The following is a 19,265-nucleotide window of genomic DNA, read 5'->3' as shown; positions in this document are numbered from 1 at the left end:
GCTGTCAGGAATTCTCGACCGCGAACCGCACATCGGCGATCAGGCTGTCTGCGCTGAAGTTCTCCAACCGCTTTCCGTTCAGAAAGAAGGTCGGCGTCTGGCGAATGGCCAGGGCTTCCACATCGGCCGCGTCCTGGTTCAGGATGCCGGTGATCCCCGGAAAGAACTGGTCTGTTTCCGCCTTCTCCAGATCGAGACCTGCGGACCCAGCGATTTCCCAGGCGACATCCATCTCGGGCGAGCCATGAACAGCCCAGCCGGGCTGTTGTTCCAGAAGTGCGTCCAGCACCGGCTCGAACTTGTCCTGCATCCGCGCAGCCTCGAGGATGCGCACAGCCTCGTCCGAGCCTTCATGGAAGACGGTGTAGCGCAGCACGACGCGGACCTGCGTCGGAAACTGCCGCCGGATTTCCTGCACCACCGGGTGGTAGGCACGGCAGGCCTCGCAGGAGGGATCGAAGAACTCGACCAGCGTGACCGGCGCGTCGGCGGGGCCAAAGCTCGGGGAGTACTCCCGGACCAAAAGCGCCTGATCCTCAGTTGGCGTGGCGGCGGCCACCGCCTCTGCCTCGGCCGCGCGGCGACGGTTCAGGACGATGGCGCCGCCTGCGAAGGCGGCAAGCCCGAGTGCAGAGGCCCCGATCAGAAGAGTGCGGCGGTTCATGGGCGTTGTCCTTTCGGCAAGAGGAGGCAGGTAAGGATCGCTGCGAAGGCGACCACGGAAAGATAGGGGATCGGCAGGCCAAGAATCATCTGCGCCTCGCCGGTACAGGAGGGGCCATTCTCGGTGCAGGGCACGATCGGCGCAGGCAAGAACCCTGCGTAAAGGCCAGAATGCCATACCGCAAGCGCGAGCCCGGCGATGGCCAACGGCAAGCCATAGGCGCGCGCCATCCCGTCGCCCCGCCAGAGCGACATGCCGAGGATCGGCACCAAAGGGAACATGGCGATGCGCTGATACCAGCAGAGGGTGCAGGGCATCTGGCCCAGCACCTCACCGATAAAGAGCGCGCCAAGCGTGCCCGCCAGTGCGATCAGGAAAGCGACGGTCAAGGAAAGGTCGTCACGCGACAGGCTCTGCGGGTCAGCTTTGGTCAAGAACCGGCTCCTTGCGGCGACGAAGGGGAAGCGAGGCGGCAAGGATCAGGACCGCGCCGAGAGTGATCGCAATATCGGCGACGTTGAACGTGGGCCAGTGCCAGTCGCGCCAGTAAAGATCAAGGAAATCGGTCACGGCACCCTGCCGCAACCTGTCGATGATATTGCCAAGCGCGCCCCCCACGACCAACGCAAAACCTGCCCGTTCCAGCGCGTGCTGCGCCCGGAATGCCATGACGGCGAAGGCGATGGTCAGTGCGCCCGTCAGCGCAGCCATCAAAAGGGGCTTACCCGCCATGAACCCGCCCATCATGCCAAAGCTCGCGCCGGTATTGAACCCGAGGGAAAGGTTGAAGCCCGGCAGGACCGGGACCGCAGTCCCCTGCGACAGCAGCGACAGCGCTGCGGTCTTGGTCAACTGGTCTGCCACCACTGCGGCAACAATCAGCGAAATCAGCATCACCCTGGTCATTCTACGGCCTTGCTCTTGATGCCGATCCAGCGTGGGACCGACGCGGAGTAACGATCATAGTCCGGCCCGATTGCCGTGCGCAGGGCGGCCTCCTCGGACCGCACTTGCGTGCTGGCCGACCAGAGAAACATGACTGGGGCGAGGACGGTAGGGAGAGAGGGAACCGCCATCGCAACACCTGCCAGCAGTGCCGCTTGCCCCACAAACGTCGGGTTGCGGCTGAACCGGTAGAGCCCGCCGCAGACCAGATCGCCGGTTTCGCCGCCGACCACGCCGACGCGCCAGGATGATCCCATCGACATCTGCGCGGCAAAAGCCACCATCGCGCCAAGCCCTGCGACAAAGACCCCGACCAAGCCAAGAACCACAGCGCGACCCTCGGTCCAGAGCAAGTCGACCTTGTGGAACCCGGGCACGGCGAGCCAGAGGAGCGGCCCGAAAAACGCCAGCGCAAAGGCCATACGGAACCCCATCGCTGCCAAGCGGTCCCTCCCTGTGGCGCGCGCGAACAGCCAGACCGGGCGCCCCGCCGCTTGTGCGGCCAAGGCGCTGCCCCAGAAGAACAGTGCCAGATAGCCGAAAAGAAGGGCCAGCGCGGCCCAGCCAAAACCGGAGATCATCTGCTCAGCCCTCGCGTTCCGGGTTGAACCGCAGCAGACGCAGGGCGTTCAGCGTCACAAGCACGGTTGCACCGGTGTCGGCGAGAATTGCGATCCAGAGGCCGGTCAGTCCGAATACCGAGGTCACAAGGAACACTGCCTTCAGGCCAAGCGCGATGGTCACGTTCTGGCGGATATTGGCCATTGCCGCGCGCGAAAGGCGGATCGTGGCCGGAATGTCGGTCACCCGGTCGCGCAGAATCGCCGCATCGGCGGTTTCCAGCGCCACATCGGTGCCCGATCCCATTGCCACGCCAACGCTTGCCTGCTTCAGCGCGGGCGCGTCGTTGATGCCGTCGCCGATCATCATCACGCCGCCTTTGGTGCCGATCTCGCGGATGTAGGCGAGCTTGTCCTCGGGCATCATGTCGGCTTCGAACTTCAGCCCGAGGCTTCCGGCAATCGCAGCGGCCGTGCGCGGGTTATCCCCGGTCAGGATAACTGCGGTCACCCCCATGGCCGTCAGCTGGCGCACAGCGTCTTTGGCATCCGCCCGCGGCTCGTCCCGCATGGCGATCAAGCCAAGCGGGGTTTTCTCGCGGAACACGGCGACCGCGGTCTTGCCATCCTCTTCGAAGATCGTAGCCTGCCGCAGGCCAAGGCCATCGAGCCCACCATGCTCCATCGCGTAACGCGGAGAGGCGACCCATGCAGGCACGCCGCCCACGGTTGCGACAACCCCTTTGCCCATCAGCGCCTTGGCATCTTGCGACGGCAGCGCGGTCACGCCGGCCTCCTTGGCCTTGTTCAGGATGGCGATGGCGAGCGGGTGGCTCGACCCCATTTCGACCCCTGCCGCAACAGCCAGAAGTTCAGCTTCTGTGGTGGCCCCGAACAGCACAAGATCTGTCACTTGCGGGCGGCCATGCGTCAGCGTCCCAGTCTTGTCGAAGGTCACGACATCGACCTTCGCCGCAGCCTCGATCACGGCACCACCCTTCATCAAGAGCCCGCGCCGCGCCCCGGTGGACATGGCCGAAGCGATGGAGGCGGGGACCGAGATGACCAGCGCACACGGGCAGCCGATCAGGAGCAAGGCAAGGCCGCGGTAAACCCAGGTGTCCCAGGGTTGACCAAAGGCCAGCGGCGGCACCAGCACCACCAGCGCCGCCACGGCAACGATGGCGGGCATATACCAGCGGCTGAAGCGGTCGATGAAGCGTTCGGTTGGCGCGCGCGCCTCTTCGGCCTCTTCGACAAGGCGGATGATGCGGGCGATGGTGTTGTCTTCGGGGCCCTTGGTAACCTTGACCCGCAAGGCGGCCTCGGTGTTGATCGAGCCTGCAAACACGGATTCCCCCGGCCCGCGCGTCTTGGGTACGCTTTCGCCGGTGACCGGGCTTTCGTCCACGCCCGAGGTGCCATCGGTGATCTCACCATCGGCCGGAATCCGGTCGCCGGGGCGCACAAGCACGGTCTGGCCCACGGACAGGCTCGCCGCTGGCACCTCGCGCGTGGTGTCGCCGGTGACCAGTTGCGCCGTCTTCGGCACCAGATTGGCCAGCGCCCGGATGCCGTCCCGTGCCTTGCCTGCGGCCACGCCTTCCAGCACCTCGCCCACGGCAAAAAGGAAAACGACCAGCGCTGCCTCTTCGGCCGCATTGATGAACAGCGCACCGACTGCGGCGATGGTCATCAGGCTTTCGATGGTGAAAGGCTGACCCATCCGCAATGCCGCAAAGGCGCGCTGCGCTACCGGAGCAACCCCGATCAGACAGGCGGCAACGAAGGCCCACTTCCCAATGTCGGGTGCCAGATACTCGATGATCCAGGCCGCACCCAACAAGAGGGCGGTGAAGATGACGAGCTTGCCCTTGCCCGTCTGATACCAGCGCTTGCCGCGATCTGCGGGGTCGTCATGGACATGGCCGGGGCTGCCGTGACCGCTGTCGTCGCGCGCAGATGCCTTTGCGGTCTTTGGCGCAGCGTCACGGCCTGCATGATCGTGCTTGGTGTGATCTTCCCCGCTGTGATCGTGGCTCGAATGGTCTTGCCCGGCATCATCATGGCCATCGTCGTGGCTGTGGCCCTCGGCTTCGTCGTGGTCATCCTCGGGCACCGCACCCGGAAGCACGAAGTCCTTCTTGGCCCCCGCCTTCCGCGGCTCTATCTGATAACCAAGCGACCGCACGGTGCCTTCGATCTTTTCACGCGGGGTGGTGCTATCGGCCAGCGTCAGCTTCAACCGTTCGGACATGATTGCCACATTCACATCGCTGACACCCGGCAGACGCCCGACCGCATTCTTGATCTTGGCCGCGCACGCGCCGCAATCCATGCCCGTCACGGTCCATTCAACCGTTGCTGTTGCGTTGGTCGTATCGGAATTCTTGTCAGCCATGATCGCTCCCCCGCCCGAGCTGGGGCAGTTGCCATTATTGATTCGTAGACTTAATGTCTCTAGCAACTATAGCTTCAAGGGGAATCTGATGCTGACCATCGGAAAATTGGGCGAAGCCGCCAGGGTGAAGGTTCCGACCATTCGCTATTACGAACAGATCGGGCTCCTTCCTGAAGCCGAACGCAGCGCAGGCAACCAGCGGCTCTATGGTCGCAAAGCGCAGGAGCGGCTCGCCTTCATCCGTCATGCGCGCGATCTGGGCTTCACGCTGGAAGCGATCCGGGACCTTCTCAGTCTGTCGGACCGACCCGATCAGTCGTGTGCCGCCGCTGATGCCATCGCGAGAGCGCAACTGGCCGAAGTTGAAAGCCGCCTTGCCCGCCTGACCGCGCTGAAAGCCGAACTCGAACGCATGGTCGTGCAATGCGCAGGCGGGAAGATAGCCGACTGCCGGGTCATCGAAGTGCTGGGAGACCATTCACTGTGCGCGACCGATCACCGCCATCCGGAGACGGAGTTGGCGCAGTAATCAAGCTGGACATCGCGAGGCTCAGTCGGCCAGCGTCCGACGACTTGCTGGTCCGCAAGGGTCAAGGTCGCATTGAGCGCCTTCGGCTAAGTCCGAAACCCGCGCCTGTGTGCGTTTGCGTCGTAGCCCTAGCCAGACGGCACCCCGGGCCAGCGCAGCCGAGGCGATGCCTCCACAAAAGACGGCATCAAGGCTGAGTTCGGCCAGCCAGCTGCCGCCGATCCATGTCGCCAAGGGCACGGGCTGCGAATGCTGCTCGGCCTGGGTGGAACACCTTTGCTCGGAAGGGTTCACCGTCACCGAGGAAGAGCTCTACGGTATGCTGCTGATCAACTACAAACTCGAGAACGGCATTCCACAGCGCATGACCTCGTGCCACACCGGAAAGATCGACGGTTACATGATCGAGGGTCATGTTCCTGCTGCGGACATCCGCCGCCTTCTGCAGGATCGCCCGGATGCCATCGGCCTTGTGGTGCCCGGCATGCCTTATGGCTCGCCGGGCATGGGGAATGAGGCTGACCGCGATGCCTATGAGGTTTTCCTGATCGCGCGCGACGGGACGACCTCCGTATTTACGTCTTATTCCGAAGCTTGAATGCTTTCCGGGCGAGTGGTCAGGACCGACCGGAGGCTCTCATCCTATTTGCTCGACCAGTCAGCGGTGAGCATGCCGAACCGGCGTCCGCTTCAGGATGCGAGCAAGGGCAGAGGGCCATGGAAGACAGCCCCCTGCGCACAATCCCTCACTGACCGCGTGCGGCCAGCCAGGCTTTCATCTGTGCAATCTCGCGCTCTTGGGCCGCGATGACCTCCTCGGCCAAGGCGCGCACCTCGGGGTCGGTGCCATGTTCCAGTGCCACACGCGCCATTGCGACGGCGGCTTCGTGATGCGGGATCATCCCCACCATGAAATCCACGTCCGGATCGCCGGTATAGGGCACCATCATATCGGCCATCATCTTGTCCATGGCGTCGGCATAGGCGTTCGTGGCCGGGTCATTGGCAAGCTCGGGCGGGATCAGCGCGGAATGGTCCATCATTGCCATGCCTTCCATCGATCCGCCAGCCATGTTGCCGTGGTCCATGCCTTTCATCTGGGCAAAGGCAATGCCGCCTGCCACAACGAGGGAGGCAGCGGTCAGGGCAAGAACGGTGTTTTTCATTTTCTTCTCCTTTGGGTCGGTTACGCGGGTGCAAAGCCCGCTTCGGTCAGGGCGGCAACGATCTGGTCGCGCGGCGCAGTGGTGGTCACTTCCACACGGCGGTTAGGCGGATCGGCTTGCACGGTTGCGGTGGCGTCGACGCTCTGGATCGCCTTGGTCACACCCCGGGCACAGCCGCCGCAGGTCATTGTTTCAATATGGAACTGCATCGCATCCTCGTTCGGTTGAACTTCGATGCGTAGGACATGGGGCTTCCAAGCGTTGGAAGGTCAAGAGCACGTTTTTGTGTAATTTGACGCTTGACCTTCCAATGATGGGAAGGCCTATCTGTGAGTGCGACCCGACACTTTTCTGATCAGGACAGTCGCCATGAACGCTCCCTTTACTCCACCGGCCCCCGTCACTTTGAGCTTGCCCGTCGATGGCATGACCTGCGCCTCCTGCGTGGTACGGGTGGAACGTGCGCTGACGGCGGTGCCGGGCGTCACGTCTGCGACGGTCAATCTGGCAACGGAACGGGCGGAAGTTTTGTCAGCGGCACCGATTGACCGCGCGGCTCTGGTCGCGGCGGTGGACCGGGTGGGCTATACCGTGCCTTCGCAGACTGTGGATATTGCCATCGAAGGCATGACCTGTGCCTCTTGTGTGGCGCGGGTAGAACGGGCCCTGACCGCAGTGCCGGGCGTTGTGTCGGCCAACGTCAATCTGGCCACCGAACGGGCTACCGTGACCGGGACGGCAGACGCCGCTCTGTTGCAAAATGCGGTCGAGACGGTCGGTTATGGCGCGCGGCTGGTTCAAGCCTCGGCCGCGGGCGATGCCGAAGGCGCGGCGCGCAAGGAGGTGCAGGAGGCCGTGTTGCGCCGCGACCTGATGATTGCGGCAATGCTGAGCCTGCCCGTCTTCGCGCTGGAAATGGGCTCGCATCTTTTTGCTCCCATCCATCATCTGATCATGACCACCATCGGCATGCAGACAAGCTGGGTGCTGCAATTCGTGCTGACTTCGCTGGTCCTGCTGGGGCCGGGGCGTCGTTTTTATCTCAAGGGCTATCCCGCGCTGTGGCGGCTTGCCCCCGACATGAACAGTCTTGTCGCAGTGGGCACAACGGCGGCCTTTGCCTATTCGGTGGTGGCGACCTTCCTTCCAAGTCTGCTGCCGCCCGGGACGGTGAACGTCTATTTCGAAGCGGCGGCAGTCATCGTCACGCTGATCCTGCTGGGCCGGTTTCTGGAGGCGCAAGCCAAGGGCCGCACGTCGCAGGCGATCAGCCGATTGGTCGGCTTGCAGCCGCGCATGGCCCGTGTCCATCGGGGTGATACGGTGGTCGAGGTGCCGATTGCCGAGGTGCGGACAGGCGATCTGCTCGACCTGCGTCCCGGCGAGCGAGCGCCGGTCGATGGCGAGGTGACGGCGGGCGACAGCTGGATTGACGAATCCATGATCACCGGCGAACCCGCCCCCGTCGCCAAGGCCGCAGGGGCTGCGGTCACCGGCGGCACGGTCAACCAGACCGGCGCGCTGACCTTCCGCGCGACGGCGGTGGGCGAGGCGACGATGCTGGCGCAGATCATCCGCATGGTCGAGGCCGCGCAGGGAGGCAAGCTGCCCATCCAGGGGCTGGTGGACCGCATCACCCTGTGGTTCGTGCCGGTGGTGATGGGGCTGGCCGCGCTGACCTTTGCCGTCTGGTTGATCCTTGGCCCCGACCCGGCGCTAACCTTCGGTCTGGTCAATGCTGTGGCGGTCCTGATCATCGCCTGCCCCTGCGCGATGGGGCTGGCGACACCCACGTCGATCATGGTGGGCACCGGGCGGGGCGCGGAACTCGGCGTGCTGTTCCGCAAGGGCGAGGCGTTGCAGGCGCTGCAATCCGTCCGTGTCGTGGCACTCGACAAGACCGGAACGCTGACGGCGGGCAAGCCTGCACTGACCGACCTGATCCTGGCCCCCGGGTTTGATCGCGCCGAGGTGCTCGCGTTGGTGGCCTCGGTCGAGGCCAGATCGGAACACCCCATTGCCCGCGCCATCGTGGCCGCGGCCGAAGCCGAGGGGGTGACCCTACCCGCCGTGACCGGCTTTGCCTCAGAAACCGGGTTCGGTGTGACCGCGACGGCGGGCGGAGTGCCGGTGCAGATCGGCGCAGACCGCTACATGGCCCGCTTGGGGCTGGACGTGACCCCATTTGCTGAAGGGGCCGCGCGAATGGGGGCAGAGGGCAAGTCCCCGCTCTATGCGGCCATCGGCGGGCGGCTGGCTGCTATGATGGCCGTGGCTGATCCGATCAAGCCGACCACCCCGGAGGCTATCAGGGCCTTGCACGAGCTGGGCCTGAAGGTAGCGATGATCACTGGCGACAACGCCCGCACCGCGCAGGCCATTGGCCACCAACTGGGCATTGATGCAGTCGTGGCCGAGGTCCTTCCGGGTGGCAAGGTCGAGGCGATCCGGCGGCTGCGCGCAGACCATGGACCTCTAGCCTTTGTGGGCGACGGCATCAATGATGCCCCGGCCCTGGCCGAGGCGGATGTGGGCCTTGCCATCGGTACGGGCACCGACATTGCCATCGAGGCGGCGGATGTCGTGCTGATGTCGGGCCGGTTGACCGGGGTGCCCGATGCCATCGCCCTCAGCCGGGCGACGATGGGCAATATCCGGCAGAACCTGTTCTGGGCCTTTGTCTATAACGCGGCCCTGATCCCGGTGGCGGCAGGGGCGCTTTATCCAGCCTTTGGCATCCTTCTGTCGCCCGTCTTTGCGGCGGGGGCCATGGCCTTGTCCAGCGTGTTCGTGCTGGGCAATGCCCTGCGCCTGCGCCGCTTCCAGCCAACGCAAACCAACGGAGAAACGGCATGAACATCGGAGAAGCCGCCAAGCATTCGGGCGTTTCAGCCAAAATGATCCGCTACTATGAGCAGACTGGCTTGATCCCTTCAGCCGGGCGCACCGCATCGGGCTACCGCACCTATACCGGCACCGATGTCCAGATGCTGCGCTTCATCCGCCGCGCCCGCGATCTGGGGTTTCAGGTTGAAGCAATTGGCGAACTTCTGGCCCTTTGGCGGGACCGCAGCCGCCACAGCGCGGACGTCAAGCAACTGGCACAGGCCCAGATCGCTGGCCTGCGCCGCAAGATCGTGGAGATGGAAAGCATGGTCGCCACGCTTGACCATCTGGCGCAGGGTTGTTCCGGCGATGATCGGCCCGATTGCCCGATCCTGGCCGATCTCGAGGGGGAGGCATCACTCGTTGCTCCCGCCTGCCACAGCGGGCCGGGCTTCAATCGATAACGGCGACGTCCCAGCCACTTGCCTTTCAGTGGCAGCGGGCCAAACTTCCTTTCAACTAATTACATTCGCTGGAGAGACCCAATGACCCTCAATCGCCGCCATGTCCTGTCCGGGGCCGCCAGTTTGATCAGCCTCGGCATTCTGCCCGACCAGACATTTGCCCAAGAGCTGGAGACAATCGAAGTCTTCAAGACGGCCACCTGTGGATGCTGTCACGACTGGATCGCGCATCTGAAGGACGCAGGCTTTGCCGTCGCGGCACAGGATCTGGAGTATGTCGCGCTCGCCGAACTGAAGCAGACGGCGGGGGTGCCAGATGCCCTTGTGTCCTGCCACACCGGCCGGATCGCTGGCTATGTCATCGAGGGCCATGTCCCCGCCGCCGACATCCGCCGACTGCTGGTCGAAAGGCCCGACGCCATTGGTCTGTCGGTCCCAGGCATGCCCATCGGCTCACCCGGAATGGGACCAGAAGACCAGCGCGAAGCCTATGACGTGATCCTGATCGGGCGCGACGGGGCGGCCAATGTGTTCGCGTCCTATCCGGCTGCCTGAACACGGTCAGGTCCGAAGCAGGCAAGAAGCCGAACGAAACCTGTCAGCGGCCTTTCCGGAACGAAAACGCCAGCCCGAAGGCTGGCGTTCCCCTTAGTTTGGTCAAGTGCGGATCAGAAGCAGCACTCGAACATCGCAGCACAGCAGGCCATCAGATCACCGCAGCAATCCGAGGCCGCAAAGGCGGCGCCGCCAAAGGCGAGCAATACTGCCGCAGCAGCAAGTGTGGTTTTCATCATTGGTTTCCTTGATGAGGTTGAATTGGGAGTGTCATCTCAAACAAGGGATCGGGGGGGCGGCACATCCGGCTCTGTCAGGATGCCCGCGAACCGCGGGACCTTCGGGACGGGCAGAACGGATATCTTGCCGACAAAGGCGGGTGTGGCCTGAACGCCGTATTGGAATGGAATACCGCAGGCTAAAACGCAGACGCCATCTTGGGTTTCCATGTCCATGCCTGCCATGGAGCAGTCGGTCTGACCCGTTGGGCAATGGTTGGAGCTCAACATCACAAGCCCGAGGCCGACCATGATGGCGCAGGCCCGCAATACGCGGGCGAAAAAGTTCAGCGCATGCGCAACCAGACCGATGTTCATCGATAGAAAGTCATCGGAAGCCGCTTCGGAAACAAGTCACAAAGCTGACATTCGGGCAGGGAAGCGAACTACCTGCGCGGCAGAAACTGTCCCCAAAACCCTATGTGAAAGACCGCAACGGTAGAAAAGGCGTTTTGGACACTGCCACTACGTCAAAATGATCTGCAGATCGTGGCGACATTTAAGGACCTCGGGATCATGGGGAACGTTTATGATCTTAGAGATATATTGACAAATTATGATCCAGAGAACATGCTGCCTCTAAAGGGGTCAGATAAATGGATCAGATCGCGCGCACTACGAAGGATCTCGGCAACGTCTTGCGCAAGGCGCGCAAGGCGCGGAACTTGACGCAGGCCGACCTTGCTACACTCGCAGGCATCTGGCAGCGCACAGTCTCCAACATCGAGACCAGCGCCAGCGGAGCAAAGGTCGACACGATCTTCGATCTGCTCGCGGCCCTCGATCTCGAGCTGCACATCGTCCCCCGCAGCAAGATGACGCCTGGCGATCTTGAGGACATTTTCTGATGGGGCGCAAGCGCGCCTATGCCCCGCTCGACGTCTACATGAACCGCCGCAAGGTGGGGCAGTATTTCCGTGACCCGGACGGAGCCTTTTCCTTCACCTATGCCCCGGAGTGGCTGGCTTGGGAAAACACCCTGCCGATCTCACGCTCCTTGCCCCTGCGGGCCGAGCGGTATGTCGGCCAACCAGTTATAGCTGTCTTCGAGAACCTCCTGCCGGACAGTGACGATATCCGTCGGCGTGTGGCCGAGCGGGTCGGGGCGGATGGTGTTGATTCCTTCAGCCTTCTGGCCCGGATCGGACGTGACTGCGTCGGCGCGCTGCAATTCCTCGCCGAGGGGGAAGAGCCAGGGGATAACCGGGTGCTAACGGGAGAGCCGCTGAGCGACGACCAGATCGCTGCGATGCTCAAGGATCTTGGCCGTACGCCACTTGGTATCCGGGCCGAGCGGGATTTCCGGATTTCAGTCGCTGGCGCACAGGAAAAGACCGCACTTCTGTTCCATGATGGTCAGTGGGTTGAGCCAACCGGCACGACGCCAACCACCCATATCCTGAAGCCCGCGATCGGCGCTTTGCCTAATGGCATGGATCTGACCGACAGCGTCGAGAATGAGCATTTCTGCATGAGCCTGATGGCCGCGTTCGGCCTGCCCGTCGCTCACACTGAGATGGTCACTTTCGCAGGTACCAAGGTGCTGGTCATCGAGCGTTTCGACCGGCTTCGCGCGCGGGACGGTCGGCTGATCCGCCTGCCTCAGGAGGATTGCTGCCAAGCGTTATCCGTCCCGCCGACCCGGAAGTACCAGAGCGAGGGCGGTCCCGGAATCGTTGAGATCTGCGGCCTGCTTCAGGGTAGTGACGAGCCGCTGCGCGACCGGGCGAACTTCCTGAAGGCCAACATTCTGTTCTGGTTGATCGGGGCCACAGATGGACATGCCAAGAACTTCAGTATTGCGCTGATGCCGGGCGGCCGCTTCGTCATGACGCCACTTTACGATGTGCTGACCGTCCAGCCTTCGCTGGATGCCGGGCAGCTTCAGATCAAGGACATGAAGCTTGCGATGCGAGCCGGGAAAAGCCGTCACTACAAGGTCTCCGAAATCCAGGGTCGCCATTTCGTCGAGACCGGTCTGGCTGCCGGGTTTTCCCGTGAACAGGTCGCGAGTATCTTCATGGACATCCACACGAGAGCGGAGCAGGCATTTGCCACGGCGCTTGCTGACATGCCGGCCAGTTTCCCCGAGGCGCTGTTCGCCTCTGTGAAGCAAGGCTTTGAACAGCGGATACCGCGTCTTCGGGCCGCAGCCGACTAGCCGATTGGCGCACCCAGAAAACCTCGGCCTCAACTCGGAATCTCCCCGGCCAATACAGCCCGTCCATGGACCACCAGGATTGCAGCGAACTTGGGACATCCGAACTTTCGGACGACATCAAGGACCCGAGCATCATAGGCAGCCTGACCGATCACCCTGCAGAAATCCGATGCGTGAAATGCCGGTTGGCGGTTGGTGTGGCCCTGTTCTGCTCATGCAGCCCATGCGCTTTTGGGTCAGCTGCGCGCATTGGTACTGGCCCCGCTGTGGGTGCTTGAGGTGTCGTTGACGGACTGGTCCGTCAGGGACACATGACCCCGAGCAAGAAGCTAGCCGGAACGCCGACATTGCTGCGAAAACAGATGTGGTGCCAAATCCAGAGCGCTAAACAGTCTCAGCGACAATAGACTGTCTGCACCACTGGACGACACTGGCGACATCCGTTGGCAAGGCCAATGCCTCCTCTCCAGCAAATGCCAGAAACGCCGCGAGATTGAGGCCGTTAACACCCACAAGAATTGGAATTCCCAGATCGACAGCGTCGCCTATGACGGGGACCAGACCTTTGCCCTCGGCCTCACGCTTGCCGAACTTGTTCACAATGAGCATGTCAGATCCCGATAAGCGCTGCTGAACCTCGGCGACCGATTGTTCAAGAGCGCCAGAGTCGAGGGTGCAGCCTCTTGCGAGGTCGCCGCGATCCTCACTGATCCGAACGATGGGACCTTGAGGAAGAATCATCAGGTCCATGTCGCACTTGCGGCGGTCGGGACGTTCGATGTTCGACTGCACTGTTCCGGCAAGGCGCACTCCGTCCATCTGCAACTGGTTTGCTACGGCTGCGATCAGTGTATCGGTTCGGCCGCGGCCTTGAAGTGTTACATAAGCAAGTCTCACGGCAGCCTCCCCTGCGTCATGGAAAAAATGTTGCGCCGCCGACGTTGAGCCGGCGGCGCAGCAAAGTCTTCAGAGCTGCACTTCCCACGACTTGTAGGAAACCCGCGCTGCAGCAGGGGTGGCATCCGAGATCTTGCGGATGTTGGCCCAGGTCTGCTTGTAGTTCGGCAGGATCAACTCGTTGGTGCCGGCGTTGATCACGTTCCCCTGCGTCCCGTTCGGGGCGCCGAAGATCATGAAGGTCTCGTTCTTCCGGGCGGTCGGCTCGGGATAGACGAGTGCCTGCGTGGCACCAACTTCGTTGAACACCTCGACCATATCGCCCGGCTTCAGACCAAGATCGGCCATGTCGTCGGGATTGATCTGGATGAACGGAACCGGGAAGCGGTCCATGACGAAGTCGTTCTGCTGGTCCAGGAACCAGTTCTGCCAGTTCAGGTTTGCCCGCCCGTTGTTGATCAGGAACCGGTTGTTGGCCTGTTGCTGGGCCTTTCCCGGGGCCTGAAGCCCGCGCCAGGACCCCATGCAGAACAGGGCCTTGCCATCTTCACGACCGTGGCGCGTAAAGACGCCGTCCTCGTAGAGCCGTGGGGTGCCGACGAGTGCTCCGTTTTCATAACCCTTGACCGGCTCTTGCACACCGTCGTTGCCGGCAGCCCGCAACCGCTCGTAGGTCACTTCCGGATTGCCCGAGTTGTAGCCGTCCATGAAGGCGTCTTCCTCGGTCTTCCAGTCGAAGCCTTTGAACTGGTCGGCATATTCGGCGCGGCCTTCCTCACGCAGCACGCGTTCCAAATGATTGGCCAGCCGGGCTGCGATGATGCAGTCGGGTTGGGCCGATCCGGGGGCATCCATGTATTTTTCGACCAGCCGCAAGCGCCGCTCGCCGTTCATCGAGGTCAGGTTCATCTCGCCCGACTCCACCGCCGGCAGGATGACATGCGCGGCTTGCCCGATTTGGCTGTGGATGATGTCGACGCAGACGCTGAATATTCCGCCCGCGTTGATTGCGCTGACGATCGCATCGACCAGCTCCTCCCGGGTCGCCCCGGCGCGTGCGTCCATTGCCTCCTTCACCATGTTCGAGCGGCGGTTGTAGACGCGCTTGAACTCGGCGGCGTTGAGCGTGGTCTTGTAGTGGTCGTTGGCCCAGATGTGGTGCACCTTGCCGCCGCCCGCGATGATCAGCTGGTCGATGTAGGGTGCCGGGCGGCCGACATGGGCGTCGGAGGGGCGGAAATAGCCTTCCTGGTGTCCGCCGAGACGGCAGACGCCACCGCCTTCGCGACCGATGTTGCCGGTTGCAAGACCTATGTTCACCAGTGCCCCGATGACGCGGTAGTTGTCATTCCCCCAGATGATGCCTTTCTCATATCCGGTGACAGTCTTGGTACGGCTGCCGTCCTCCTTGGGTTTGGCGATCCATTCGGCGGCCTGGATGATCTGCGCCTCAGACAGGCCGGTGGTCGCTGCCCCGTCCGCAAGGCTCATCTTGCAGGCTGCGCGGGCGGCTTCGAATGATCCCAGAGACGCCGGATGCGCGGCATCCTCGGGCACCGCAACGTCACCCTGGAAGGTCGACTTGGCGATGAAGTCTGCGTCCACCCAGCCTTGGTCGGCGATGTAGGTGAAGAGCGTGTTGAAAAGCGCAAGGTCCGAGCCGCTGGCAATCGCCAGATGAAGCACGTTTTCTGCCCCGGCAACCTGCTCGCAGCTGTCCACCGTCACGGTGCGGCGGGGATCGACGACGATCACCTTCGCCCCGTTCTGCATCCCCTTGACCATGTGGTTCAGGAACAGGTTGGTCTGGCATTCCATCGGGTTGGTGCCGACCAGCATAATCGTGTCGGCGACCTGATAGTCGGAATAGGAGTAGTTCAACTCGTCCACGCCCATGTCGCGGGTGCTGTGCACCTCTGAGTTATAGGCCGGGCGGTTGTGGATGCGGCAGTGCTTCACCTTCATCGATCCGAAGTAGAGCTTGCCGGTGCCCCAGGTGTTCTCGTATCCGCCGGCGCTGCCGCCGTGATCGAACATCGAGACGTAAAGGTCGTTCTCGTCTTCCTTGTCGATGACACGCGCGGTGACGCGGGCCACGAGGTCCAGCGCATCATCCCAGGAGGTCGGCTGCCAGGTGCCATAGCGCCAGACCATCGGTTCCGTCAGGCGCTGAGCCTGCGTGCCGGTGATTTCGGAGCGGCGGTTCTCGGCCATGCGCGCGCCGCGCACCGAGCCCAGGCCCGAGTTCACCACGCAGTTGACGTCCGGCTTGATGACCAGATGAACGTCTTTGCCATTCTGCTTGACGACGTTGTACATGGACGGCGCGTACCACGCCTCCGTCTCAGCACCCTGCTGCTTGGACAGGTCCTCGCCCATCCAGTTGCTGTCGGTCGTGCCTTGGGTCTTCAATGGCCAAGTGTAGGCCTTGTAGCCGCAACCGACGATGCAATAGTGGCAGGTGACGTTGTGTTCCTTGGCGCCTGCGGGGATGATCGGCAGGCGGTCGATGTTGCGTTTGTAAGCCATGATCGCCCCCTTACCCTTGCAGCACGTTGGACAGACGGCCGTAGATCAGCTCGTCCGCGCCTTCGGCATAGATGTCGCCCTTGTCGTCCACACGCAGCGCGAATTGCGGCAGGTTCTGCGTGGAGTGACCCCAGATTTGCTGACCGCCCTTTTCACAGTCGAACCGGGAAAAGTGGCCAGGGCAATTCAGAGTCTTGTCGGCCCCGTGGTAGGACATGACAAACCCCTTGTGCGGGCACAGCACTGAATAGGCGACGACATCGCCATCGGGCCCGGCACCGCCTTCGACTGCGGTGCCCAGTTTCAGCAGGACGCCGGGGCTGTCGGAATCGGGATAGCCGATATCCAGCGGCTCGTTCACCTTGAGATCGGCGAGGTTCGCCAGTTTGGTGGACGGGTAGTCCAGCATTGCGCGCGCCGTCTGCGCCTGAGCCTGCCCTGCAGGCATGACCGTTGCCGCCGCAGCCCCTGCAACGCCGAGAACACCCCCGCGCAGGAACTGACGGCGGCCGACATCGACCAACCGGTTGCATTTCATGGTAGCTATTCCTCCCTTGGCTCCCTTGCCCAAAGGTTAGCAGGAGACAGCGTCGGTCTGGTCGGCTGAATGTCTTGCCTGCCCGTTTGCAAACCGCTCAAAAACATAGCTTATTTTCAGGTGTTCGGGTTTCCGAACATGCCAATGACCAGAAGTCAGGCGCTTGCCCAGTCAAAGACCAAGCTTCTGCATCTTCTCCCACAGCGTGGTCCGGGAGACCCGCAGAAGCTTTGCCGCCTCGCCGACCTGGCCCCCGGTTCTCTCCAGTGCAGCCGCGATTTGCGACCGCTCGGCCGCATCGCGCACCTCGGCAAGGGATCGTAGCCCTGCATCTCCGGCGCGCTCTGGAAACAGGTCCGATGTCAGCACAAGATCACCAACTGCAGCCTCGACAGCACGCAGCAATCTCGCGCGCAGCTCGCGACCATTGCCCGGCCAGTCATGCGCCCGGATGGCCTCTTCGGCGGACGCGGCAATGCCGGTCAGCGGACTTGCCCTGCGGGCATTCATCGCGGGAAAAAGCCGGGCCGCAAGCCAGACGGCATCTTCCGGCCGCTCGGCCAGAGCCGGGATGACAATTTCATGAGAGGTCAGGAGCGACTGAAGGTCGGACCGAAAATGATCAGCCCCCTTTTCCTCAAGCCGCAACCCGGCTGTAGCGATGAGCCGGAAGTCTCTTTCTCTGAGACTGGCCAGCAGTAGGTCTTGGCTATCCGAGGGGAGGCGACCGATGCCAACGATGATCAAGCTTCCCTCGCCGACGTCAGCGATGGCCCTGGCGAGCGTCTCGTTTTCAACTGGCCCCGCCAAGGCATCGAGGACGATTGCAGGGGCCGCGCGTCGGTCGGAATGATCGTGAATGCGCCGGGCAAGCCGGAGTTTACCAAGCCCAGGGCCACCCCGCAGGAGAACAGGTGAAGCGCGGCCTGCCGCATCGCTCACTTGCCGGTCGACTGCTCGGGCTGCGTCGGAAACACCGGTTTCGGGGGGCATCTCCTGATCGGCGCGCGGCTGCATCACCTGGGTCAAGCGGGTCAGGAACCGGCCGATGTCGAAGGGCTTGGCGATGTAATCCAACGCGCCGGAGCGGATCAGACGCACCGCTTGATCAATTGACCCCTGACCCGTGATGAACAGGAACGGCGGTGGGTGCCCAGTCCTTGTCAGGGTCTCGTAGAGGTCCTCGCCCGTGCCATCTGGCAGCCGGATATCGCAGATAACGGCATCGACTGGCTTTCTGGGCGTGCGGATCGCGGGCAGGGCGCGCAGGATATGGCGGTGCCACTGAACCTCGGCGCCCTCCAGCTCCAGACGCTGCACGAGCGAAGCGCCCATGATTTCGTCGTCCTCGACCAGGACAATGCGTCTGCCTTCAAGCATAGCTAATGTCCTTCATGGGTAGGTTGACGCGGACGTGTGTCCGGGCGTCTTTGCGCTCGTGCTGGATTTCCCCCCAAAGCCCGCGCACCAGATCGTGCACGAGGCGCAGACCCACGCCGCCGCCCGGCGGCAGGGGGCCTGATGCCAGCAATCGGTCAAGATCGGCCTGACCCAAGCCAGGACCACTGTCTGTAACCTCAATGGCAAGACGGTACTGTTCCGCAGCTACGGATAGACCCACAATGCCATTCTGTCCCGCCGCGGCGCCCGCGTTGAGAAGGAGGTTCAGCACCACCTGACGCACGGGAGCGGCCGGAAACCTTGCCAACTCATCCTGTCCCGCTTCGACTTTCCAGTTCAGGGATTGCGCGCGGCTGGATACTTCCGGCTCAAAGAGAAGCTTGAGGTCTTCCAGGTCTTCGCGGCGGAGCACCTGGCCAATGCGATCAAGGCGGTTCTCATCAAGAATGGCGCGGGTGACGTCTCGCAAATGCGACAATCCACGTAGCATCAGCTCTGCGGATTGGCGCACAACCTCCGGACGGTCCGAATAGGTGCGGATCGTGTCGGCTGCATTGAGGAGACCACCGAGCGGGTTGTTCACCTCATGCGCCAGCGAAGACGAAAGGCGCCCGAGGCTGACGAAGCGTTCACGCTCGGCCAGGCGACGCTCGGCCTCGGCGCGGCTTTCGACAGCCGTGGTCATCCGGTTGTACGTGAGGATCAGACGCGACAGGCCGGGGTCGCCGCGGGGAATATCCGCCTCAGAAATCGGGCGGGGCGCGCCTTTGGAATCGTCCATCGCCAGCACCAACGTGCCGACAGGTCGCAGGATACGGGCAACCGCCAGCCAGCCGCCGAATGCCAGAACGGCCGTTGCCGCCGCGTTTCCGAACAAGAGCCACATCGAGACGTTGCGACGCTCGGTCAGCAGGTCGGTCACATCAAGCTCGGTGACGATCTGACCGATCTGGCGTCCCTGAAAGAGGAGCGGTGCCATGACCCGAAGCGTGGGGTCGCCGGTCATCCGGATGGCATCCGGTGAAACGGCGTTCACCTCGAAACCCGCGACCTCATCCCCCACTGGCGCACGTCGCGGATCGGTTGCGGCAAGGATGCGCCCGCGCTCGTCCGCCACGATCGACAAAAGCAAGCGTTGACCGTCATAAGCCGAGCGGGCCCGGTCCAAAATGTCATAGACCTCCCAGACATCCTGCCGCAAAACGGAGGGCCCAAGGGCCACGGACAAGCCTTCGACATGCAGCCGCGCGGTCTCTGACAGACGCGCATCCTGAACGCGGCCCAAGGCCGAAAGGACGCTTTGGCTCGCAAGAAAACCCAACAGGACCATCAGGCTGGCCATCACAAGTGG

Annotated in this window: 21 protein-coding genes; 7 read left to right on the top strand and 14 right to left on the bottom strand. The window is 62.9% G+C overall.

What is annotated here, in order from left to right; genetic code table 11:
• Positions 1-4: 4 nt before the first annotated feature.
• The 5 genes from Q7J44_RS21580 to Q7J44_RS21560 are packed head-to-tail and all read right to left on the bottom strand — an operon-like array spanning position 5 to position 4,570.
• Positions 5-664: a thioredoxin domain-containing protein gene (locus Q7J44_RS21580; RefSeq protein WP_304883143.1), complete on the bottom strand. Its 660-nt coding sequence runs from the start codon at positions 662-664 to the stop codon at positions 5-7.
• Complete coding sequence (locus Q7J44_RS21575; RefSeq protein ID WP_304883142.1) at positions 661-1,098, bottom strand: disulfide bond formation protein B; 438 nt, start codon at positions 1,096-1,098, stop codon at positions 661-663. The genes Q7J44_RS21580 and Q7J44_RS21575 overlap by 4 nt, the downstream gene beginning before the upstream one ends.
• Positions 1,085-1,570, bottom strand: coding sequence for a signal peptidase II (gene lspA / locus Q7J44_RS21570; protein ID WP_304883141.1), 486 nt, complete (start codon positions 1,568-1,570; stop codon positions 1,085-1,087). Before lspA ends, Q7J44_RS21575 begins: the two co-directional genes overlap by 14 nt.
• Complete coding sequence (locus Q7J44_RS21565; protein WP_304883140.1) at positions 1,567-2,190, bottom strand: isoprenylcysteine carboxylmethyltransferase family protein; 624 nt, start codon at positions 2,188-2,190, stop codon at positions 1,567-1,569. Before Q7J44_RS21565 ends, lspA begins: the two co-directional genes overlap by 4 nt.
• Positions 2,191-2,194: 4 nt before the next feature.
• Positions 2,195-4,570: a heavy metal translocating P-type ATPase gene (locus Q7J44_RS21560; protein WP_304883139.1), complete on the bottom strand. Its 2,376-nt coding sequence runs from the start codon at positions 4,568-4,570 to the stop codon at positions 2,195-2,197.
• A gap of 88 nt (positions 4,571-4,658) precedes the next feature.
• Here Q7J44_RS21560 and Q7J44_RS21555 point away from each other — a divergent pair, with 88 nt between their 5' ends.
• Positions 4,659-5,099, top strand: a complete 441-nt coding sequence (locus tag Q7J44_RS21555) for a helix-turn-helix domain-containing protein (RefSeq protein WP_304883138.1) — start codon at positions 4,659-4,661, stop codon at positions 5,097-5,099.
• A gap of 166 nt (positions 5,100-5,265) precedes the next feature.
• The gene (locus tag Q7J44_RS21550) at positions 5,266-5,697 is read left to right on the top strand and encodes a DUF411 domain-containing protein (RefSeq protein ID WP_304883137.1); all 432 of its coding nucleotides are present in this window, start codon (positions 5,266-5,268) and stop codon (positions 5,695-5,697) included.
• 148 nt (positions 5,698-5,845) lie between these two features.
• Here Q7J44_RS21550 and Q7J44_RS21545 read toward each other — a convergent pair whose 3' ends face one another.
• On the bottom strand, positions 5,846-6,265 hold the full coding sequence (locus tag Q7J44_RS21545; RefSeq protein ID WP_304883136.1) for a DUF305 domain-containing protein: 420 nt from the start codon (positions 6,263-6,265) through the stop codon (positions 5,846-5,848).
• 20 nt (positions 6,266-6,285) lie between these two features.
• A complete protein-coding gene (locus tag Q7J44_RS21540; protein WP_008030632.1) occupies positions 6,286-6,474 on the bottom strand; it encodes a heavy-metal-associated domain-containing protein in 189 nt (62 codons plus the stop codon).
• A gap of 160 nt (positions 6,475-6,634) precedes the next feature.
• Between Q7J44_RS21540 and Q7J44_RS21535 the strand changes: the two genes are divergently transcribed.
• From Q7J44_RS21535 to Q7J44_RS21525, 3 genes are all read left to right on the top strand, one after another.
• A complete protein-coding gene (locus Q7J44_RS21535; RefSeq protein ID WP_304883135.1) occupies positions 6,635-9,121 on the top strand; it encodes a heavy metal translocating P-type ATPase in 2,487 nt (828 codons plus the stop codon).
• The gene (gene cueR, locus Q7J44_RS21530; protein WP_008030636.1) at positions 9,118-9,555 is read left to right on the top strand and encodes a Cu(I)-responsive transcriptional regulator; all 438 of its coding nucleotides are present in this window, start codon (positions 9,118-9,120) and stop codon (positions 9,553-9,555) included. The genes Q7J44_RS21535 and cueR overlap by 4 nt, the downstream gene beginning before the upstream one ends.
• Before the next feature lie 81 nt (positions 9,556-9,636).
• Complete coding sequence (locus tag Q7J44_RS21525; RefSeq protein ID WP_304883134.1) at positions 9,637-10,110, top strand: DUF411 domain-containing protein; 474 nt, start codon at positions 9,637-9,639, stop codon at positions 10,108-10,110.
• Positions 10,111-10,223: 113 nt separating this feature from the next.
• Here Q7J44_RS21525 and Q7J44_RS21520 read toward each other — a convergent pair whose 3' ends face one another.
• Both Q7J44_RS21520 and Q7J44_RS21515 read right to left on the bottom strand, forming a co-directional pair.
• Positions 10,224-10,346: a hypothetical protein gene (locus Q7J44_RS21520; protein WP_257724885.1), complete on the bottom strand. Its 123-nt coding sequence runs from the start codon at positions 10,344-10,346 to the stop codon at positions 10,224-10,226.
• A gap of 39 nt (positions 10,347-10,385) precedes the next feature.
• Entirely contained in the window at positions 10,386-10,706 is a 321-nt protein-coding gene (locus Q7J44_RS21515) for a hypothetical protein (protein WP_304883133.1), read from the bottom strand.
• A 278-nt stretch (positions 10,707-10,984) separates the two neighbouring features.
• Here Q7J44_RS21515 and Q7J44_RS21510 point away from each other — a divergent pair, with 278 nt between their 5' ends.
• Both Q7J44_RS21510 and Q7J44_RS21505 read left to right on the top strand, forming a co-directional pair.
• Positions 10,985-11,236: a helix-turn-helix domain-containing protein gene (locus Q7J44_RS21510; RefSeq protein ID WP_304883132.1), complete on the top strand. Its 252-nt coding sequence runs from the start codon at positions 10,985-10,987 to the stop codon at positions 11,234-11,236.
• Positions 11,236-12,549 carry a type II toxin-antitoxin system HipA family toxin gene (locus Q7J44_RS21505; protein ID WP_304883131.1) on the top strand — a complete coding sequence of 438 codons (1,314 nt, stop codon included), beginning with the start codon at positions 11,236-11,238 and terminating at the stop codon, positions 12,547-12,549. The genes Q7J44_RS21510 and Q7J44_RS21505 overlap by 1 nt, the downstream gene beginning before the upstream one ends.
• Before the next feature lie 384 nt (positions 12,550-12,933).
• Here Q7J44_RS21505 and Q7J44_RS21495 read toward each other — a convergent pair whose 3' ends face one another.
• The 5 genes from Q7J44_RS21495 to Q7J44_RS21475 all read right to left on the bottom strand — a co-directional run bounded on the left by Q7J44_RS21495 (position 12,934) and on the right by Q7J44_RS21475 (position 19,256).
• The gene (locus Q7J44_RS21495; protein WP_304883130.1) at positions 12,934-13,446 is read right to left on the bottom strand and encodes a DUF2478 domain-containing protein; all 513 of its coding nucleotides are present in this window, start codon (positions 13,444-13,446) and stop codon (positions 12,934-12,936) included.
• A gap of 69 nt (positions 13,447-13,515) precedes the next feature.
• Positions 13,516-15,975 carry an arsenate reductase (azurin) large subunit gene (locus Q7J44_RS21490; protein WP_304883129.1) on the bottom strand — a complete coding sequence of 820 codons (2,460 nt, stop codon included), beginning with the start codon at positions 15,973-15,975 and terminating at the stop codon, positions 13,516-13,518.
• 10 nt (positions 15,976-15,985) lie between these two features.
• Entirely contained in the window at positions 15,986-16,513 is a 528-nt protein-coding gene (locus Q7J44_RS21485) for an arsenate reductase (azurin) small subunit (RefSeq protein ID WP_304883128.1), read from the bottom strand.
• A gap of 171 nt (positions 16,514-16,684) precedes the next feature.
• Positions 16,685-17,893, bottom strand: coding sequence for a sigma-54 dependent transcriptional regulator (locus tag Q7J44_RS21480; RefSeq protein ID WP_304883127.1), 1,209 nt, complete (start codon positions 17,891-17,893; stop codon positions 16,685-16,687).
• On the bottom strand, positions 17,886-19,256 hold the full coding sequence (locus Q7J44_RS21475) for an ATP-binding protein (RefSeq protein ID WP_304883126.1): 1,371 nt from the start codon (positions 19,254-19,256) through the stop codon (positions 17,886-17,888). The genes Q7J44_RS21480 and Q7J44_RS21475 overlap by 8 nt, the downstream gene beginning before the upstream one ends.
• Positions 19,257-19,265: the final 9 nt, after the last annotated feature.

It is taken from the genome of Pseudotabrizicola sp. (assembly GCF_030656345.1).
In the GTDB taxonomy this organism is placed as follows: Bacteria; Pseudomonadota; Alphaproteobacteria; order Rhodobacterales; family Rhodobacteraceae; genus Pseudotabrizicola.
This window is presented reverse-complemented; position numbering and strand designations above follow the sequence as displayed.

Bases quoted from the DNA above. Each gene is read 5' to 3' on its own strand.
- Q7J44_RS21580 (WP_304883143.1), bottom strand. From the start codon at position 664: ATGAACCGCCGCACTCTTCTGATCGGGGCCTCTGCACTCGGGCTTGCC.
- lspA (WP_304883141.1), bottom strand. From the start codon at position 1,570: ATGACCAGGGTGATGCTGATTTCGCTGATTGTTGCCGCAGTGGTGGCA.
- Q7J44_RS21565 (WP_304883140.1), bottom strand. From the start codon at position 2,190: ATGATCTCCGGTTTTGGCTGGGCCGCGCTGGCCCTTCTTTTCGGCTAT.
- Q7J44_RS21560 (WP_304883139.1), bottom strand. From the start codon at position 4,570: ATGGCTGACAAGAATTCCGATACGACCAACGCAACAGCAACGGTTGAA.
- Q7J44_RS21555 (WP_304883138.1), top strand. From the start codon at position 4,659: ATGCTGACCATCGGAAAATTGGGCGAAGCCGCCAGGGTGAAGGTTCCG.
- Q7J44_RS21550 (WP_304883137.1), top strand. From the start codon at position 5,266: ATGCCTCCACAAAAGACGGCATCAAGGCTGAGTTCGGCCAGCCAGCTG.
- Q7J44_RS21545 (WP_304883136.1), bottom strand. From the start codon at position 6,265: ATGAAAAACACCGTTCTTGCCCTGACCGCTGCCTCCCTCGTTGTGGCA.
- Q7J44_RS21540 (WP_008030632.1), bottom strand. From the start codon at position 6,474: ATGCAGTTCCATATTGAAACAATGACCTGCGGCGGCTGTGCCCGGGGT.
- Q7J44_RS21535 (WP_304883135.1), top strand. From the start codon at position 6,635: ATGAACGCTCCCTTTACTCCACCGGCCCCCGTCACTTTGAGCTTGCCC.
- cueR (WP_008030636.1), top strand. From the start codon at position 9,118: ATGAACATCGGAGAAGCCGCCAAGCATTCGGGCGTTTCAGCCAAAATG.
- Q7J44_RS21525 (WP_304883134.1), top strand. From the start codon at position 9,637: ATGACCCTCAATCGCCGCCATGTCCTGTCCGGGGCCGCCAGTTTGATC.
- Q7J44_RS21520 (WP_257724885.1), bottom strand. From the start codon at position 10,346: ATGAAAACCACACTTGCTGCTGCGGCAGTATTGCTCGCCTTTGGCGGC.
- Q7J44_RS21515 (WP_304883133.1), bottom strand. From the start codon at position 10,706: ATGAACATCGGTCTGGTTGCGCATGCGCTGAACTTTTTCGCCCGCGTA.
- Q7J44_RS21510 (WP_304883132.1), top strand. From the start codon at position 10,985: ATGGATCAGATCGCGCGCACTACGAAGGATCTCGGCAACGTCTTGCGC.
- Q7J44_RS21505 (WP_304883131.1), top strand. From the start codon at position 11,236: ATGGGGCGCAAGCGCGCCTATGCCCCGCTCGACGTCTACATGAACCGC.
- Q7J44_RS21490 (WP_304883129.1), bottom strand. From the start codon at position 15,975: ATGGCTTACAAACGCAACATCGACCGCCTGCCGATCATCCCCGCAGGC.
- Q7J44_RS21485 (WP_304883128.1), bottom strand. From the start codon at position 16,513: ATGAAATGCAACCGGTTGGTCGATGTCGGCCGCCGTCAGTTCCTGCGC.
- Q7J44_RS21480 (WP_304883127.1), bottom strand. From the start codon at position 17,893: ATGCTTGAAGGCAGACGCATTGTCCTGGTCGAGGACGACGAAATCATG.
- Q7J44_RS21475 (WP_304883126.1), bottom strand. From the start codon at position 19,256: ATGGCCAGCCTGATGGTCCTGTTGGGTTTTCTTGCGAGCCAAAGCGTC.